Below are 18,967 nucleotides of genomic sequence, written 5' to 3'. Positions count from 1 at the left end.
AACCAGGAAGGTTATACTCAATGAAAATCAAAGAGCAAACTAGGAAGCTAGCCGTAGGCTGTACTTGAGTACGGCAAGGCGAAGCTGACGTGGTTTGAAGAGATTTTCGAAGAGTATTACTTGTCGAAGTGATCATCTAACTAACGAGTCACCAGCCATGAGATAATACTCTCGATGACTGCGATAAGTATTATTTTGAGAAGTTCTAGCATCTGTAATACCTCCTTTTCCAAGGCGTATTGTTAGTGCCGTTCTTATTATATCACATGTTTTATCAGTTTGATAGGCATTTTTATTTTTGCTAAAAAAGGGAAAGATATGAGCTAACAAGATTGTAGATGAACTATAAAACCACGAATCCTATGTGACTCGTGGTTCTTTTTTTATAAACTAGTAGAGTGTTTTGGTTGTACTTTTTGCTCTGGGTCAATGTAGTTGATGGCATTGTTGACAGCGGTTGGTGCTTCTCCAAGCCCTGTCGCAATCAGATCAATTTTTCCGTCATAGTAGCAACAGTCACCGATAGCGTAGATACCTGCTTGGCTGGATTCTTGTTTGCTGTTGACGATAATCTTGTGGCGGTTGAGGTCCAAACCCCAGTTTTTGAGGTTACCGACAGAAGATTTGAAACCATAGTTGACAAAGAGGTGGTCTAGGTCAATCATTTCTGTTTCATCAGATTTAACTTTTGTGATTTCGAGTTTATCAAGCATTTTTCCATTTCCAAGGAGTTGGCTAGGGACGAATGGTGTCTTGATGCTTACAGATGATTCTTGCAAAGCTTGGACACTGTGTTCCAAGGCACGGAAATTATCTCTGCGGTGAACAAGGGTAGTTGGTGCGATTTTTTCAAAAGCCAAAGCCCAATCCACAGCTGAGTCTCCCCCACCAAGAATCGTCACTTTCTTACCAGCATATTGCTGGATGTTGGAAACGTGGTAGTGGATATTTTCATAGCCTTCAACGCCTTCTAGTTCCAGCGGACGTGGTTTAAAGGCACCGCCACCCATAGCGATGATAACTGTTTTAGACAGGTGACTTCCTTTAGAAGTTGTAATTACAAAGCCTTCTTCTTGTTTTTCAATCTCAAGAACCGTTTCATTGAGATGAATAGGGGTATCAAAGCTATTTAGCTGTTCAATCAAGCGATTAGTCAACTCTTCTCCAGTTAGGTTTGGGAAACCTGGTACGTCTAGGATTTCCTTTTCAGGATAGAGAATAGCAGGTTGTCCACCTAGTTGGGGAAGGGAGTCGATGATTTGGACGTTAGCTTGGCGTAGGTGGGCATAGAAGGCTGCAAAAAGCCCGACGGGACCACCACCTACAATGGTGATATCATAGAGTTGAGACATGGTTTCTCCTTTGTTTTTTCTAGTCAGTTTATTTTATCATATTTTTCCTTAATTTAAAATGAAGTAGGATAGGGGAAAAAATGCCAGAAAAATGGTATAATAGAGAGGAACGTGTTTGGACAGAGAGGAGACAGCAGATGAACTTTCAACAATTATCCAACCTGCAATATTGGACTAGCTTGTTTTCTAGTCCTTGGAGTATTGCCATCAATCTGTTTGATATTTTGATTGTGGCCTATATTTTATATCGTTTTACAAAAGCGATAGCTGGTACCAAGATTATGATTTTGGTGCGTGGGGTCGTGGTCTTCGTATTAGCCCAGGTTATGGCCAATATCCTTGGTTTAACAACGATTTCTTGGTTGATTAATCAGATTATCACCTATGGGGTTATTGCTGCGGTTGTTATCTTCTCTCCAGAGATTCGGACTGGTTTGGAACGTTTGGGAAGGGCGACAGATTTCTTTTCTACTACTCAAATTAGTGCAGAAGAGCAAATGATTCGTTCCTTTGTCAAGTCGGTTGAATATATGAGCCCTCGTAAGATCGGTGCTTTGGTTGCCATTCAACGAGTTCGGACCTTGCAAGAATACATTGCGACAGGGATTCACTTGAATGCCAATATTTCGGCAGAACTCCTCATCAATATCTTTATCCCCAACACTCCCCTACATGATGGTGCTGTAATTATCAGAGAAAATCGAATCGCAGTGACTTCTGCCTATTTGCCCTTAACAGAAAGGACAGGAATTTCCAAGGAATTTGGAACCAGACACCGGGCGGCTATCGGTTTATCAGAAGTGTCGGATGCTTTGACCTTTATCGTCTCAGAGGAAACAGGTGGTATTTCTATTACCTACAACGGAGTCTTTAAGCATGACTTGACGATTGAAGAATTTGAAGCAGAGCTAAGAAGAATTCTTTTGCCAGCCGTTGAGGAAAAAGTCAGTTTCAGGGACCGTTTGCTAGGAGGTTGGAAAAATGAGAAAAAATAGCTTATATATTATCTCATCTCTCTTTTTTGCTTGTGTCTTATTTATCTATGCAACATCGACCAATTTTCAAAATAATAATACTGTAAGGCAGGTCAAATCGGAAACCTACACCAATACGGTAGCAAATGTTCCTATAGACATTCATTATGATAATAGTCAATACTTTATTAGTGGTTTTGCTTCAGAAGTTTCAGTTGTGCTGACAGGTGCCAATCGTGTGACTTTGGCCAGTGAAATGCAGGAAAGTACTCGTAAGTTTAAAGTCACTGCTGATTTGACGGATGCCAGTGTTGGAACGATTGAAGTTCCTTTGAACATTGAAAATCTTCCAAGTGGATTGACCGCTGTGGCAACGCCACAAAAGATCACAGTGAAAGTGGGGAGGAAGGTTAAGCGAGATGGGATGCTTGTTGTGCCACAAGTTGACCAAAGTCAGATTGATTCCAAGCTACAAATTGATAGTGTAACCGTGTCAAACGAACGAGTTTCTGTCACAACTGACCAAGAAACATTAGCTAAGATTGACAAAGTTATTGCGCTTTTACCAACTAGTGAACGCATAACAGGTAATTACAGTGGTTCAGTACCTTTGCAGGCAATCGACCGCAATGGTGTTGTCTTACCGACAGTTATCACTCCATTTGACACAACAATGAAGGTGACTACAAAACCAGTGACACCAAGTTCAAGCACATCAAATTCAACTACAAGTAGTTCGTCGGAGACATCTTCGTCAACGAAAGCAACTAGTTCAAAAACGAATTAAAAATAGGAAAAGGATTTTATAAAAATGGGTAAATATTTTGGGACTGATGGAGTCCGTGGAGAAGCTAACGTAGAATTAACGCCAGAATTGGCCTTTAAGCTAGGACGTTTTGGAGGCTATGTTCTTAGCCAACATGAAACGGAAGCACCGAAAGTTTTTGTAGGACGTGACACACGTATTTCTGGGGAAATGCTAGAATCTGCCTTGGTGGCAGGTCTCCTTTCAGTAGGAATTCACGTGTACAAACTTGGTGTCCTTGCAACACCAGCAGTAGCTTACTTGGTAAGAACTGAGGGAGCCAGTGCAGGTGTCATGATCTCTGCTAGCCACAACCCAGCCCTTGATAATGGAATCAAGTTCTTTGGTGGTGATGGCTTCAAACTAGATGACGAAAAAGAAGCAGAAATTGAAGCCTTGCTAGACGCTGCGGAAGATACTCTTCCTCGTCCAAGTGCTGAAGGCTTGGGAACCTTGGTAGATTATCCAGAAGGCTTGCGTAAGTATGAAAGCTACCTTGTTTCAACTGGAACTCCTCTTGAAGGAATGAAGGTTACCTTGGATACAGCCAATGGTGCCGCTTCTACCAGTGCCCGTCAAATCTTTGCAGACCTTGGTGCTCAATTGACGGTTATCGGGGAAACACCAGATGGTCTTAATATCAACCTTAATGTTGGTTCAACCCATCCAGAAACCCTTCAAGAAGTGGTCAAAGAAAGCGGTTCAGCTATCGGTTTGGCCTTTGACGGAGACAGTGACCGCTTGATTGCTGTTGATGAAAATGGTGAGATCGTTGATGGTGACAAGATTATGTACATCATCGGAAAATATCTTTCTGAAAAAGGACAATTGGCTCAAAATACAATCGTGACGACTGTGATGTCCAACCTTGGCTTCCACAAGGCCTTGGATCGTGAAGGTATTAACAAGGCAGTCACTGCAGTTGGAGACCGCTACGTTGTTGAAGAAATGAGAAAATCAGGCTACAACCTTGGTGGTGAACAGTCTGGTCACGTCATCTTGATGGACTACAATACAACAGGTGATGGTCAATTGTCTGCCGTCCAATTGACTAAAATCATGAAGGAAACTGGTAAGAGCTTGTCAGAGTTGTCAGCAGAAGTAACTATCTATCCACAAAAATTAGTCAATATCCGAGTGGAAAATACCATGAAGGAAAAGGCTATGGAAGTGCCAGCTATCAAGGCCATCATCGAGAAGATGGAAGAAGAAATGGCAGGGAATGGCCGTATCCTTGTTCGTCCAAGTGGAACAGAGCCCCTCTTGCGTGTTATGGCAGAAGCGCCTACAACAGAAGAAGTTGACTACTATGTTGATACCATCGCAGACGTAGTTCGAGCTGAAATCGGGATTGACTAAATCCTAGAAAACTAGATGAAAATAAAAAATTATGGTACAATAGCTTATAATATTGTAGCCGAGGGAGAAAGACATGAATCTTAAACGTGAACAAGAATTTGTTAGTCAGTATCATTTTGATGCGCGTAATTTTGAATGGGAAAATGAAAATGGAGCTCCTGAAACTAAGGTAGATGTGAACTTCCAATTGATTCAACATGACCAAGAAAATCAAGTGACTTCTTTGATTGTCGTCTTGAGTTTTATGATTGTATTTGATAAATTTGTCATCAGTGGAACCATTTCACAGGTAAATCATATCGATGGCCGTATTGTCAACGAACCAAGTGAATTGAGCCAAGAAGAAGTGGAAACTTTGGCTCGTCCATGTTTGAACATGCTCAACCGTTTGACTTACGAAGTAACTGAAATTGCATTAGACTTACCAGGAATCAATTTGGAGTTCTAATATGAAACTAGCTGTTATCACAGATTCCTCTGCCTATCTCAGTATAGATACCTTGCGAAGAGAAGATTTGTTTGTCTTGGATATTCCTGTCAATATTGATGGTGAGGAGTATGTCGAAGGTATCAATCTAACTGCTGAGGAATTTTACCAAAAAATGGCTCAGGCTTCTGAATTGCCTAAGACCAGTCAACCAAGTATTGCCAAGTTAGATGAAATTTTAACTTCGCTCAAAGAACAAGGCTATACACATGCCTTGGGGCTTTTCCTATCTTCTGGAATTTCAGGTTTTTACCAAAATATCCAGTATATGGTGGATGACTATGAAGGTTTAACCATTGCTTTCCCAGACACTTTGATTACAAGTGCTCCTCTGGGTATCATGGTTGAAAGCGTCTTTAATTGGCGTGACCAGGGTGATGATTTTGCTATCATTCAGGATAAGCTAGCTATTCAAATTAGCCGTACGTCAGCTTTTATCATGGTAGATGACCTGGATCATTTGGTAAAAGGTGGACGCCTTTCAAATGGGGCTGCGATTTTGGGTAATCTACTAAGCATTAAACCAATCCTTTATTTCAACGACCAAGGTGTGATTGAAGTGTACGAAAAAGTTCGTACTGAAAAGAAAGCCACAAAGCGCTTAATTGAAATCATCAAGGAAGCCACAGCTTCAGGCCAATACCGTGTCATTGTCATTCACGGAAATGCTCCTGAAAAGGCTGAAGAATTGCGTCAGCACTTGCTAGATTCTGGAGTGGGTACGGATATTTCGCTTGCTACATTTGGTAGTGTCATTGGAACCCACCTAGGAGCAGGAAGCATTGCTCTGGGTTATATTCCAGTGATTTAGTTGGTGCTTTTAGGCTAGTTAAGATGCCTTGTATCTTAAAAATTGAACACGGACTACCTGCCTCTTGAAAAAAGATGTCTGTCTTGCCTTTCATGGAAAGTCAGCGCCATTCCCTATTTTTCATGGGCATCTAACGTCCTTTGTATCTTGATAATTGAACACGCCTGAAACCCTGTGTGAAAAAGCTAGTTCTTCCAAGGAGTAGACAATCCTTGATCAGAACTCCTATTTTCATTTTGTGTTCTTACAGGCTTTGTATCTTAGACAGGAGTAGAGATGAGTATTCGAGTAATTATTGCTGGTTTTAAGGGAAAGATGGGCCAAGCTGCTTGTCAGATGGTCTTGGCTGATTCAGACTTGGACTTGGTAGCAGTTTTGGATCCTTTTGAGTCTGAGTCAGAATGGCAGGGAATTCCTGTTTTCAAGGATAAGGCTGATTTAGCAGGCTTTAAAGCGGATGTCTGGGTAGACTTTACTACACCAGCTGTTGCCTATGAAAATACACGCTTTGCTCTTGAAAATGGTTTTGCTCCAGTAGTTGGAACAACAGGTTTCACAAGTGAAGAAATTGCAGAGCTAAAAGAATTTTCTCGTGCCCAAGCTTTGGGTGGCTTGATTGCTCCTAACTTTGCCTTGGGTGCTGTCTTGCTTATGCAATTTGCGACGCAGGCTGCCAAATATTTCCCAAATGTGGAGATTATCGAGCTCCATCATGATAAGAAAAAGGATGCTCCGAGTGGAACAGCTATTAAAACAGCTGAGTTGATGGCAGAAGTTCGAGAGTCTATTCAGCAAGGTGCGCCTGATGAGGAAGAATTGATTGCAGGTGCCCGTGGTGCTGATTTTGATGGCATGCGGATCCACTCAGTTCGTTTGCCAGGTTTGGTAGCTCATCAGGAAGTCATCTTTGGAAATCAAGGAGAAGGATTGACCCTCCGTCATGACTCCTATGATCGTAGCTCCTTCATGACAGGGGTGAATTTGGGAATTAAAGAAGTTGTCAAGCGTCATGAGCTTGTCTATGGATTAGAACACTTATTATGAGATTAACGCAAATGCCTTCTGAATTTCAGAAGGCTTTACCAGTATTAGAAAAAATTAAAGAAGCAGGCTTTGAAGCCTATTTTGTTGGGGGATCTGTTCGAGATGCCCTCCTCAATCGCCCTATCCATGATGTGGATATTGCGACGTCTTCTTATCCAGAAGAAACCAAGCAGATTTTTCCGCGAACAGCCGATATCGGAATCGAGCATGGAACTGTTTTGGTCTTAGATGGGGACGAGGAGTATGAGGTGACCACCTTTCGGACAGAAGATGTCTATGTGGACTATCGTAGACCTAGTGCGGTTTCCTTTGTGCGTTCGCTAGAAGAAGACCTCAAGCGCCGTGATTTTACAGTCAATGCCTTTGCCTTGGACGAGACAGGAGAAATCATTGACTTGTTCCATGGTTTAGACGATTTGGAAAATCAAGTCTTGAGGGCGGTTGGAGTGGCAAGTGAGCGTTTCAACGAAGATGCCTTGCGGATTATGCGTGGTTTCCGTTTTCAGGCCAGTCTTGGCTTCGAACTTGAGCCAGAAACATTTAAAGCTATGAAGACTTTGACGCCACTTTTGGAGAAAATTTCTGTGGAGCGTACCTTCGTTGAGTTTGATAAACTTTTGCTGGCTCCCTTTTGGAGAAGGGGCTTGGCTTCCATGATTGAGAGTCAAGCTTATGACTATCTCCCTGATATGGCATCTAGCCAGGATAAGCTCAACAGACTGTTTGATTTGGAGACTAGTTTTACTTTTGAATCCTCTGAACAAGCCTGGGCGGCTTTACTGTGGGCTTTGGAGATTGAAAATGCGCAGCCATTTTTGAAGTCTTGGAAGACCTCACGCCAGTTTACCAAGCAAGTTCAGGATTTGCTGACTATTTTGGCCTTGCGTGAAAAAGGAGAATTGAGCAAGCGCGATTGTTACCGCTTTGACTTGGATTCCCTTCTACAAGCTGAAAGTCTTCGTCAGGCTCAGGGAAAACAAGTCAACCCACAAGTCATCACAGAAACCTACCAGAGCTTGACCATTCATGATAAGAAAGAAATCCAAATCAACGGTGGCATTTTAATCAAGGAATATGGCTATCAGCCGGGACCAGACTTGGGAGATATTTTAACAGAGATTGAGTATGCCATTGTCGATGGAGAATTGGAAAATGACCGTCAAGCCATCCATGCTTATCTGAGGGAGAAAAAATGAGTGATTTTATCGTTGAAAAACTAAGTAAATCCGTCGGTGATAAGACCGTTTTTAAGGATATTTCCTTTATCATCCATGACTTGGATAGAATTGGTCTAATCGGTGTCAATGGAACGGGTAAGACAACCCTTTTAGATGTTCTTTCTGGTGTTTCTGGATTTGATGGGGATGTCAGTCCTTTTTCAGCTAAAAATGATTACCAGATTGGCTACTTGACCCAGGATCCTGATTTTGATGATAACATGACTGTCTTGGATACGGTCCTCTCCAGCGACCTCAAGGAAATCCAGCTCATTCGTAAGTATGAACTCCTCATGCTCAACTACAGTGAGGACAAGCAGGCTCGTTTGGAACGGGTCATGGCTGAAATGGACTCTCTCCAAGCTTGGGAAATCGAGAGTCAGGTCAAGACCGTTCTCAGTAAGCTGGGTATTCAGGACTTATCGACTCCTGTTGGGGAATTGTCAGGTGGTCTGAGAAGACGAGTTCAGTTGGCGCAAGTCTTACTTGGCAACCACGATCTCTTGCTTTTGGACGAGCCGACCAACCATCTGGATATTGCGACTATTGAGTGGCTGACCCTCTTTTTGAAAAATTCCAAGAAGACCGTCCTTTTTATTACCCATGATCGTTATTTCCTAGATGCTTTATCAACAAGGATTTTCGAGTTGGACCGAGCTGGATTGACGGAGTATCAGGGCAATTATCAGGACTATGTTCGCCTAAAGGCGGAACAGGACGAGCGTGATGCAGCTATTCTCCACAAAAAGGAACAACTTTATAAGCAAGAATTAGCCTGGATGCGCAGACAACCGCAGGCGCGTGCGACCAAGCAGCAGGCTCGTATCAATCGTTTCCATGACTTGAAAAAGGAAGTTTCAGGCGGCGTTGCTGAAACAGACTTGACCATAAATTTTGAGACTAGTCGGATTGGGAAAAAAGTTATCGAGTTTAAGGATGTTTCCTTCGCCTATGAAAACAAGCCCATTTTGCAAGATTTTAATCTCTTGGTGCAGGCCAAAGACCGTATCGGAATCGTTGGGGACAATGGTGTTGGAAAATCAACTCTCCTCAACTTGATTGCAGGAAGTCTTGAGCCGACAGCCGGTCAAGTTGTAATAGGAGAAACTGTTCGTATCGCCTATTTCTCTCAACAAATTGAGGGCTTGGATGAAAGTAAGCGAGTGATCAATTACTTGCAGGAGGTGGCAGAAGAGGTCAAGACCAGTGGTGGTTCTAGTACTTCGATTGCAGAGTTGCTGGAGCAGTTCCTTTTCCCGCGTTCGACGCATGGAACCTTGATTGAGAAATTGTCTGGGGGAGAGAAAAAACGTCTTTATCTCCTCAAACTGCTCTTGGAAAAACCAAATGTTCTCCTCTTAGACGAGCCAACCAATGATTTGGATATTGCGACCTTGACAGTTTTGGAGAATTTCTTGCAAGGTTTTGCAGGGCCAGTTTTGACAGTCAGTCACGATCGCTATTTCTTGGATAAGGTAGCGACCAAGATTCTCGCTTTTGAAGATGGCAAGATTCGTCCATTCTTTGGTCATTATACCGACTACCTTGATGAAAAAGTCTTTGAAACAGAGATGGCCAATCAAGTGCAAAAAGCCGAGAAGGAAAAGGTGGTCAAGGTTCGAGAAGACAAGAAACGCATGACCTACCAAGAAAAGCAGGAGTGGGCAAGCATTGAAGGCGATATTGAAGCCTTGGAAAATCGTATCAATACTATTGAAGATGAGATGCAGGCCAACGGCTCTGACTTTGGTAAGCTAGCGACTCTCCAAAAAGAACTGGATGAGAAAAACGAAGCACTCCTTGAAAAATACGAACGCTATGAATACCTAAGTGAATTTGATAGCTAGAAGAATAGAAAAATCCCGTCTCATGGACAGGATTTCTCTATTCTTTTTTTGTTTCCTGATGGAAAATATTTTGCCAAGTTTCGTGGCGACGCCAGATACTGGTATGGACAATTCCGTCCAATTCATAGCAGATGAGTTTTGTTTTCTGACTGATAGAAGTAATTTGTATATCCTTGATAGCAGCATTCAACTCTTTTTCGGCTTTATAGGCCTCTTTATCCATCTGCTCTCCATCTTGACGAATATAGACAAAATCTTCTGCCAAGAGCTCTTCCAGTTGATTTCCTTGGTCGATCAATTGTTCACGCATGAGCAATTTTTTGTAGATATTGTCTAAAATTTCATCCTCAGGAATAGGTGCGGGCTCGATATGGACATCGGTATCAAAGACTCCAAAACGTTCCTCCAGCATAGACTCGACTTGATCCGCGATTTCATGACTCTCAAAAACAGACAAGTCAGGATTCATTTCTAGCGTAATATCAAGGTAAATGTTGCTACCGTAGGTGCGACCTCTTTGCGATTTAACCTTGCTAATTTTGGGAATTTCCATGATAGCTTTTTGGTAGTCCTCAAGCAGGCGGTCGTCGAAGCCATCTGAAAGACTAAAGGAAGACTCGATAAAGATATCATAGGCAGTCTTCAAGATAAAGAAAGTGATGATAATGGCAACCAGTTTATCCACAATGGGATAATTGAAACTGCTAGCTAGGATGGCAATAGTAGTACCAAGTGAGGTAAGAGCATCAGAAAGATTGTCCTTTGCTGCGGCCTTCAGTGCCTTGGAGTTGGATTTCTTACTGAGACGAGTGTTATAGAGATAAACCATAAACATAATCGCTGCAGAAATAATTCCTAGGGTTGCACCAAGAGGGTCAATGACCGTTTCTTCATGACTGAGAATTTTTTGAATAGTATCCTGAAGTACATCGAAACCGACATAAAACATGATGATGGAAGTGATTAAGCTTGCCAAATCTTCAATCTTCCAATGGCCAAAACGGTGGTCTCGGTCAGCAGGCTGGCGTGCCATCCTGATTCCAATCAAGAGGGCCACATTTCCAATGATGTCGGACACGTTGTTAAAACCATCTGCCACCAAACTGGATGAATGGAGGAGGTGCCCAGTTGCTAATTTGGCTGCAGACAAGATCAAATAGGTCGAAATACTGATAATGGCCCCACGCTCAGCTAACTTGAGATTTGAGATAGATTGCTTCATTCAACTTCCTTTCTAGTCACATAGCATTCTACCATTATACTGGTTTTCAAGGGAAAATTCAAATAGGATGGATAAAAGTAAGAAAATACAAAACAGAAAATACTTTTTTTTTTTAGGAAATATGATAGACTGATAAAGTGAAAAGTTGAGGTGAATAAAATTGAAAAAAATAAGTATTTTAGTAACGAATATTTCTTTACTCTTTACTGTTTTAGTCTGGTTTTCGATGGTAACAAATGTCAAACAAGGAATACCGTTTTCAGATGCTAGTATTTTTGAATATTTTGGGTATGCAATGAATCGAGGAGAATTGATGTATGCAGACCTATTTGATCATAAGGGCCCAGTTGTTTTTTTACTGAACTACCTAGGATATCTTATTGGTGGTGCGTTAGGAATTAAATTTTTATACCTATTTTGCACATTTCTATTCTTTATAGCTAGCTATAAGATTTCAAGGTTATTTACTGGGAATAAGCAAACAATTTTAACGTTAGCAATTATCTTTATAATTTATGAGTATTTTTTTGATGGTGGCTGGAGTTTAGAAGGTTTTATTTTACCTTTTTTGGCTTATTCATTATACATTTTTTTGAAATTATTTATAGAAAATGATTTCAGCAAAAATGACATCGTAGTATCAGGTGCATTTTTCGCTATTGTATTTTTTACGAAAGCAAATATGATAGGGATTTGGCTAGTATTTTGTATTTATGTATTGATTGATTTTATACTAAAGAAAGCATATAGGGACTTGTTTTCTTTGATAGGATTATTTTTCGTTGGAGTATTAATACCAACTATCCCTTTGTGCCTATATCTGTTCTCAAAGGGCATCTTTATTGAAATGGTATACCAGTCGATTGGAATTAATTTTATTTATACTACAGAGTCTAATAACGTTTCGATGTATGAGATTATCAGATGGTACCTTTCCCAAACAAATCTCTTAAGTCTTAATTTATTGATGTTATTTTCCTTGATACCACTGTGGAAGAAATTTGGAATAAAATCAATCTTCTATCATTTTGTTTTTATTATTTGTTTACTTCTGGCTCTTATCTCAAAAAGAAGCTATGGTCATTACATTTTAGTCATGCTCCCGATTTTGATTCCATATATTTCCTATTTATTTCATAGCATATCCAAGAAAATGTCTTTTCAAGTATTTTTTGTCTTATTCTTAGGATTTATTATTGTATACCAGAATGATGTAAAATCCATCATGAAAAGTATGAATACAAGATATCTGAATAGATCTGAGAAACAGCAACGCGTTGCTAGCTATATAGAGAAAAATACGTCGATGGATGACCGAATTTATACACACCGTCAAAATGGAACAATTTATTTGTATAGTGAACGGCTAGCTAGTACAAAATTTTTCTTCATCCCAGCTGTGACAGATGATCGAGTTATTATTGATGAGTTTAAAAAATCTATACAAGAAAATCCTCCTATCTATATTGTATTTGATACTGAATGGGATTATGGTAAGAGGACTGACTCTTTTATTAAGGATTATATTAAAGTAAATTATCACTTAGAAAAACAGATTGATACAGCTATGATTTATAGAAAAGGAGGAGAATAGTATGAGCAGGAAAAAGCCAATTTTATATATAGTTGTTCCATGTTATAACGAAGAGCAAGTCTTACCACACACTAATCCAATGTTTGTTGAAAAAATTGAACAATTAGTAAAGAAAGAAGAAATCCATCCTCTTAGTAAAATCATGTATGTAAATGATGGTAGTAAGGATCAGACTTGGGAACTGATAGAAAGTTATGCTAAAACCATCCCTTCTGTAGTTGGCGTGTCACAAAGTCGTAATAGGGGGCATCAAAGTAGTGTCCTTGCAGGGATGTATGAGGCTATTCAGTTTGCTGATATTGTTATTACTATAGATGCTGATGGGCAAGATGATATCAATTGTATGGACAAAATGGTTGAAGAATATAAAAGTGGTTCGGAAATTGTCTATGGTGTACGGGATAATCGTGACACGGACTCTGCATTTAAACGAATTACAGCTGAAGGTTTTTATAAGGTACTACGCTTATTTGGAGCAGAAGTTGTTTTTAATCATGCCGACTATAGATTGGTATCAAAAAGATTTTTGAAGGAGTTAGAGAAGTTCCAAGAAGTTAATCTATTTCTTCGTGGTTTAATGCCTTTAGTTGGCTTTAAATATTCTTATGTTTCGTATAAGCGCTATGAACGAATTGCTGGTGAGAGCCATTATCCACTATATAAAATGCTTGGTTTGGCTATGGATGGTATTACCAGTTTATCAATCAAACCGATTCGTTTGATTACAAGTCTTGGTGTTTTGACGTCACTCTTTAGTTTTTTATTGATTATTTGGGGCATATGGAGTAAGTTTGCTGGTACGGTTGTGGCTGGTTGGGCAAGCACCTATGCAATAGTCAGTTTACTTGGTGGAGTACAATTGATTAGTTTGGGAGTAATTGGTGAGTATATTGGAAAGATTTACCTAGAAACGAAACGTCGTCCTAGATATATTATCAGTGAACGTACTTTTGATAAGGATAGAATTTTATAGAATCTTTACTCTTTGAAAACTTTCCAAAATTTGGTATAATAGTACTACTCAAGGGAGTAGCTGGCAGAAACCTGTGATAGTGTCGTCATTCCGAATTTTGTACTGAAAAGTATGTTTTCCGGCACTATCTTAAACAGCGAGACTTGTTATGATTAACAGGTCTCTTTTTGTTTGTCGTAAAAAGATACAATGAGGAAAAAGAGAGTCTGTTTTGCACACAATGTCAAGGAGGAGACACATGTCAAAAGAACAAAAACGCCAAGCGTTTTACACTCAGAGTCCTGAAGAGGTCTTGAAGGCTGTGGATGCGACCGAGCAAGGTTTGTCATCAAGTGAGGCGGAAAAGCGCCTTGCAGAATTTGGCCACAATGAACTCGAAGAAGGCGAGAAACGATCAATACTGGTCAAGTTCATCGAGCAATTTAAGGATTTGATGATTATTATCCTAGTTGCGGCAGCAATCTTGTCAGTCGTGACTTCTGGTGGGGAAGATATCGCAGATGCCATTATCATCCTAGCCGTGGTTATCATCAATGCTGCCTTTGGTGTTTACCAAGAAGGAAAAGCTGAAGAAGCTATCGAAGCCCTCAGATCTATGTCTAGTCCAGCTGCCCGCGTTCTTCGTGATGGGCATATGGCGGAGATTGATTCTAAAGAATTGGTACCAGGTGATATCGTCGCTCTCGAAGCTGGTGATGTAGTACCTGCAGACCTACGTTTATTAGAAGCCAACTCTCTTAAAATCGAAGAAGCAGCTCTTACAGGTGAGTCTGTTCCAGTTGAAAAAGACTTGACAGTTGAACTTGCTGCAGATGCTGGTATCGGTGACCGTGTCAATATGGCCTTCCAAAACTCAAATGTGACTTATGGTCGTGGGATGGGTGTTGTTGTCAATACAGGGATGTACACTGAAGTTGGTCATATCGCAGGTATGCTTCAAGATGCGGATGAGACAGATACACCACTTAAACAAAACTTGAACAACCTTTCTAAGGTTTTGACCTATGCTATCTTGGTCATTGCCCTTGTTACTTTTGTAGTTGGAGTCTTCATTCAAGGAAAAAACCCACTTGGTGAGTTGATGACCTCTGTTGCGCTTGCCGTTGCAGCCATTCCAGAAGGGCTCCCAGCTATCGTAACGATCGTTCTTGCCCTTGGTACTCAAGTTTTGGCAAAGCGAAACTCTATCGTTCGTAAGTTGCCAGCAGTAGAAACGCTTGGTTCAACTGAAATCATCGCTTCTGATAAGACTGGTACGCTGACCATGAACAAGATGACAGTCGAAAAAGTCTTCTACGATGCAGTCCTACATGACTCAGCTGATGACATTGAGCTGGGTCTTGAAATGCCGCTTCTACGTTCAGTAGTCTTAGCTAACGATACTAAGATTGATGTGGAAGGCAATCTAATTGGTGATCCAACCGAAACAGCCTTTATCCAGTATGCCTTGGACAAGGGCTACGATGTCAAAGGATTTTTAGAGAAATATCCTCGTGTGGCTGAGTTACCATTTGATTCTGAACGTAAGCTCATGTCAACAGTTCATCCACTTGCAGATGGACGCTTCCTCGTAGCCGTTAAAGGTGCGCCAGACCAACTCTTGAAACGTTGTGTTCTTCGTGATAAGGCTGGGGATATTGCTCCGATTGATGAGAAGGTTACAAACCTCATTCATACAAACAACTCTGAAATGGCTCACCAAGCCTTGCGTGTCCTTGCAGGTGCTTATAAGATTATTGATAGTATTCCAGAAAACCTCACTTCTGAAGAGCTTGAAAATGATTTAATCTTTACTGGTTTGATTGGGATGATTGATCCTGAACGTCCTGAGGCAGCTGAGGCTGTTCGTGTGGCTAAGGAAGCTGGAATCCGTCCAATCATGATTACGGGTGACCATCAAGATACAGCAGAAGCTATTGCCAAACGTTTGGGAATCATTGATGCAAATGATACAGAAGGCCACGTTTTAACTGGTGCCGAACTCAACGAACTATCTGATGAAGAATTTGAAAAAGTAGTTGGTCAATACTCTGTTTATGCCCGTGTATCTCCAGAACATAAGGTTCGTATCGTGAAAGCATGGCAAAAACAAGGTAAGGTCGTTGCCATGACAGGTGACGGTGTCAATGACGCGCCAGCTCTGAAAACAGCCGATATCGGTATCGGTATGGGAATCACTGGTACAGAGGTTTCTAAGGGAGCTTCTGACATGATTCTTGCTGATGATAACTTTGCGACTATCATCGTTGCAGTTGAAGAAGGACGTAAGGTCTTCTCAAACATTCAAAAGACTATTCAGTATCTACTTTCTGCCAATACTGCTGAAGTATTAACCATCTTCCTATCAACCTTGTTTGGTTGGGACGTCTTGCAGCCAGTTCATCTCTTGTGGATCAACTTGGTAACGGATACCTTCCCAGCAATTGCACTAGGTGTTGAACCTGCGGAGCCAGGTGTCATGAATCATAAACCGCGTGGACGTAAGGCAAGCTTCTTCTCAGGTGGTGTTTTCAGTTCTATCATCTATCAAGGTGTACTCCAAGCAGCCCTTGTTATGAGTGTTTATGGCCTTGCGATTGCTTACCCAGTTCATGTGGGTGACAATCATGCCATTCATGCGGATGCCCTTACTATGGCCTTTGCAACCCTTGGTTTGATTCAGCTCTTCCATGCCTACAATGTCAAATCTGTTTACCAATCCATCTTGACAGTTGGTCCATTCAAGTCTAAGACCTTTAACTGGTCCATCTTGGTATCCTTCATCCTTCTTATGGCAACAATCGTCGTAGAACCGCTTGAAGGAATCTTCCACGTAACCAAACTAGACTTGTCTCAATGGGGAATTGTTATGTCTGGAAGCTTCTCAATGATTATCATCGTCGAAATCGTTAAATTTATCCAACGCAAACTTGGCTTTGACAAGAATGCGATTTAAAAAGAAAAAGTCATCTTCGGATGGCTTTTTACTACAGTTGAGGGAAAGGGCTTGCAGTTATCGGCTTTTGTGCTATAATTGCTATAATATAGTAAAAAGCAAGAGGAGTGTGAGGAAGTGGAAAAGAAAATTGTGAAAGATATTTTGTTTTTATCTCAGGTATCTCAGCTGGCAAGTCAGGATGATCTGTATCTTGCTAGAGACTTACAAGATACTCTCTTAGCGAATCGTGAGACTTGTGTCGGTTTGGCTGCCAATATGATTGGGGTGCAGAAGCGCGTGATTATCTTTAATCTGGGCTTGGTTCCTGTGGTCATGTTTAACCCAGTGCTCCTGTCCTTTGAAGGACCTTATGAGACAGAGGAAGGCTGTTTGTCCTTGGTAGGTGTGAGACCTACTAAGCGTTATGAAACCCTAACCGTTGCCTATCGTGACAGCAAGTGGCAGGAACAGACCATGACCTTGACAGGCTTCCCAGCCCAGATTTGCCAGCATGAACTGGATCACTTGGAAGGACGAATCATTTAGGAGGAAAGCAAATGAAACGAATAGTCTTTGAACTTATTTTTATCGCAACGACCTGGTATATCTTTTTACCGCCTCTTAACCTGACCAGCTGGGAATTTCTCTTTTTCCTTTGTGGGCATTTGCTGCTTGTAGCTATCTTATTTGGCTTTGGCAAGGGGATCAATCTGGTCAAAACGGTTCATGTGCGCCACGGCAAGGCGGAAGCTGCTTTAAATCTTGAGGGTTTCAAAATCAATCGGTTAGGGAAAGTTCTTTTTGCTTCTATTGGAGGAATTCTTCTCTTGGCAGGTTTGGTTTCCTTGATGACTTCCAGCATTTTTCAGGCTAAAAATTATGCTAATGTAGTCACAGTTACGGAAAAAGACTTTACTGAATTTCCTAAGACTGACACCAGTAAAGTTCCTATCCTAGATAGAAGCACTGCTGAAAAAATTGGAGACCGCTACTTGGGTTCTCTAACAGATAAGGTGTCGCAGTACGTAGCGGCAGACACCTATACCCAACTAACGATTGATGGGAAACCTTATCGAGTCACACCACTAGAATATGCAGACCCTATCAAATGGTTTAACAATCAAGCCAAGGGAATCGGTGAGTATATCAAGGTGGACATGGTCACAGGAAATGCCAACTTGGTGGACTTGAAGACACCAATCAAGTATTCGGATTCAGAGTATTTTAACCGCGATGTCAAGCGTCATCTGCGCTTTAAGTACCCAACAAAGATATTCAAGACTCCATCTTTTGAGGTGGACGATGAGGGTAATCCTTTCTATGTAGCAACGGTTTACCAAAAGCAATTTGGACTTGCGGTTCCTCGTCCTGTTTCAGTCATTATCTTGGATGCTACAAATGGAGAAACCAAGGAATACAACTTGGCAGATGTTCCAGAATGGGTGGACAGGGTTTATCCAGCTGAGGAAACTATTGAGCAAATCAACTACAACGGCAAGTACAAGGACGGTTTCTGGAATGCCATGATTTCCAAGAAAAACGTGACCCAGACTACCAAGGGCTATAATTACTTGTCTATCGGCAATGACATCTATCTTTACACAGGTGTGACGTCGGCTAATGCAGATGAGAGTAATCTTGGTTTCATCCTTGAAAATATGCGGACAGGAGAAATCACTAAGTACAGCTTGGCTTCTGCGACCGAAGAATCAGCCCGTGAATCAGCCGAAGGTGCTGTTCAGGAGAAATCCTACAAGGCAACCTTCCCAATCCTCATCAATCTTAATGACAAGCCTCTCTATATCATGGGCTTGAAGGACAATGCTGGCTTGGTCAAAGAGTATGCCCTGGTAGACGCAGTCGAGTACCAAAATGTTATCGTAGCTACTACAGTAGAAGAACTGCTCAGCAAGTATGCCAATAAAAACGACCTTGAGATTGATAATGCAACAACAGAAAGCATCAAGGGTGTGGTAGCAGACCTCAAATCGGCTGTAATCAAGGGCGACACTGTCTATTTCTTTAAAGTTGATGGCAAGATATACAAGGTCAAGGCCTCAGTATCAGATGACCTTCCTTACCTTGAAAATGGTAAAACCTTCGAAGGTCAAGTAGGAAAAGATAATTATCTTAAGACCTTTAAAGTGCAGTAATACTCTTCGAAAATCTCTACAAACCACGTCAACGTTGCCTTGCCGTACTCAAGTACAGCCTGCGGCTAGTTTCCTAGTTTCCTAGTTTGCTTTTTGATTTTCATTGAGTATTAAGAGGCAAGTGACGAGTCAAGAGCAATAAGGCTTGAATAACGTGAAGAGCCTGGGACAAAATAGTTCTCGACCACAAAAAAGCTAGGGCTTTCCAATTG

Annotated in this window: 15 protein-coding genes; 13 read left to right on the top strand and 2 right to left on the bottom strand. The window is 41.2% G+C overall.

The genetic code is table 11. The annotated features are described in order from the left end of the window. Positions 1-383: 383 nt before the first annotated feature. Positions 384-1,352, bottom strand: a complete 969-nt coding sequence (locus tag RWM06_RS03265) for an NAD(P)/FAD-dependent oxidoreductase (RefSeq protein ID WP_313970109.1) — start codon at positions 1,350-1,352, stop codon at positions 384-386. A gap of 137 nt (positions 1,353-1,489) precedes the next feature. On the opposite strand from RWM06_RS03265, the gene cdaA reads away from it, so the two are divergent. The 8 genes from cdaA to RWM06_RS03225 all read left to right on the top strand — a co-directional run bounded on the left by cdaA (position 1,490) and on the right by RWM06_RS03225 (position 9,896). Next, positions 1,490-2,347 carry a diadenylate cyclase CdaA gene (gene cdaA / locus RWM06_RS03260; RefSeq protein ID WP_313970127.1) on the top strand — a complete coding sequence of 286 codons (858 nt, stop codon included), beginning with the start codon at positions 1,490-1,492 and terminating at the stop codon, positions 2,345-2,347. Next, positions 2,334-3,113 carry a CdaR family protein gene (locus RWM06_RS03255; RefSeq protein WP_313970108.1) on the top strand — a complete coding sequence of 260 codons (780 nt, stop codon included), beginning with the start codon at positions 2,334-2,336 and terminating at the stop codon, positions 3,111-3,113. Before cdaA ends, RWM06_RS03255 begins: the two co-directional genes overlap by 14 nt. A 24-nt stretch (positions 3,114-3,137) precedes the next feature. After that, positions 3,138-4,490: a phosphoglucosamine mutase gene (gene glmM, locus RWM06_RS03250; RefSeq protein WP_313970107.1), complete on the top strand. Its 1,353-nt coding sequence runs from the start codon at positions 3,138-3,140 to the stop codon at positions 4,488-4,490. A 73-nt stretch (positions 4,491-4,563) separates the two neighbouring features. Beyond that, positions 4,564-4,938 (top strand): DUF1149 family protein, encoded by a 375-nt coding sequence (locus tag RWM06_RS03245; protein WP_020901717.1) that lies wholly within the window; start codon positions 4,564-4,566, stop codon positions 4,936-4,938. 1 nt (position 4,939) lies between these two features. Beyond that, positions 4,940-5,788, top strand: coding sequence for a DegV family protein (locus tag RWM06_RS03240; RefSeq protein ID WP_313970106.1), 849 nt, complete (start codon positions 4,940-4,942; stop codon positions 5,786-5,788). A 276-nt stretch (positions 5,789-6,064) separates the two neighbouring features. Then, positions 6,065-6,832: a 4-hydroxy-tetrahydrodipicolinate reductase gene (dapB, locus tag RWM06_RS03235; protein WP_313970105.1), complete on the top strand. Its 768-nt coding sequence runs from the start codon at positions 6,065-6,067 to the stop codon at positions 6,830-6,832. After that, positions 6,829-8,028 carry a CCA tRNA nucleotidyltransferase gene (locus tag RWM06_RS03230; protein ID WP_313970104.1) on the top strand — a complete coding sequence of 400 codons (1,200 nt, stop codon included), beginning with the start codon at positions 6,829-6,831 and terminating at the stop codon, positions 8,026-8,028. The genes dapB and RWM06_RS03230 overlap by 4 nt, the downstream gene beginning before the upstream one ends. After that, positions 8,025-9,896 carry an ABC-F family ATP-binding cassette domain-containing protein gene (locus RWM06_RS03225; protein ID WP_313970103.1) on the top strand — a complete coding sequence of 624 codons (1,872 nt, stop codon included), beginning with the start codon at positions 8,025-8,027 and terminating at the stop codon, positions 9,894-9,896. Before RWM06_RS03230 ends, RWM06_RS03225 begins: the two co-directional genes overlap by 4 nt. 37 nt (positions 9,897-9,933) lie before the next feature. Here RWM06_RS03225 and mntE read toward each other — a convergent pair whose 3' ends face one another. Beyond that, a complete protein-coding gene (gene mntE / locus RWM06_RS03220; protein WP_313970102.1) occupies positions 9,934-11,118 on the bottom strand; it encodes a CDF family manganese efflux transporter MntE in 1,185 nt (394 codons plus the stop codon). A 160-nt stretch (positions 11,119-11,278) separates the two neighbouring features. On the opposite strand from mntE, the gene RWM06_RS03215 reads away from it, so the two are divergent. The 5 genes from RWM06_RS03215 (at position 11,279) to RWM06_RS03195 (ending at position 18,755) form a co-directional block, all read left to right on the top strand. Beyond that, positions 11,279-12,712, top strand: a complete 1,434-nt coding sequence (locus RWM06_RS03215) for a hypothetical protein (protein WP_313970101.1) — start codon at positions 11,279-11,281, stop codon at positions 12,710-12,712. Between the two features lies 1 nt (position 12,713). Further along, positions 12,714-13,685 (top strand): glycosyltransferase family 2 protein, encoded by a 972-nt coding sequence (locus RWM06_RS03210; RefSeq protein WP_313970100.1) that lies wholly within the window; start codon positions 12,714-12,716, stop codon positions 13,683-13,685. A gap of 238 nt (positions 13,686-13,923) precedes the next feature. After that, positions 13,924-16,620: a cation-translocating P-type ATPase gene (locus RWM06_RS03205; RefSeq protein ID WP_313970099.1), complete on the top strand. Its 2,697-nt coding sequence runs from the start codon at positions 13,924-13,926 to the stop codon at positions 16,618-16,620. A gap of 117 nt (positions 16,621-16,737) precedes the next feature. After that, positions 16,738-17,148 (top strand): peptide deformylase, encoded by a 411-nt coding sequence (locus RWM06_RS03200; RefSeq protein ID WP_313970098.1) that lies wholly within the window; start codon positions 16,738-16,740, stop codon positions 17,146-17,148. Positions 17,149-17,159: 11 nt separating this feature from the next. After that, complete coding sequence (locus RWM06_RS03195) at positions 17,160-18,755, top strand: hypothetical protein (protein WP_313970097.1); 1,596 nt, start codon at positions 17,160-17,162, stop codon at positions 18,753-18,755. Positions 18,756-18,967: the final 212 nt, after the last annotated feature.

It is taken from the genome of uncultured Streptococcus sp. (assembly GCF_963516575.1).
Classification (GTDB): Bacteria; Bacillota; Bacilli; order Lactobacillales; family Streptococcaceae; genus Streptococcus.
This window is presented reverse-complemented; position numbering and strand designations above follow the sequence as displayed.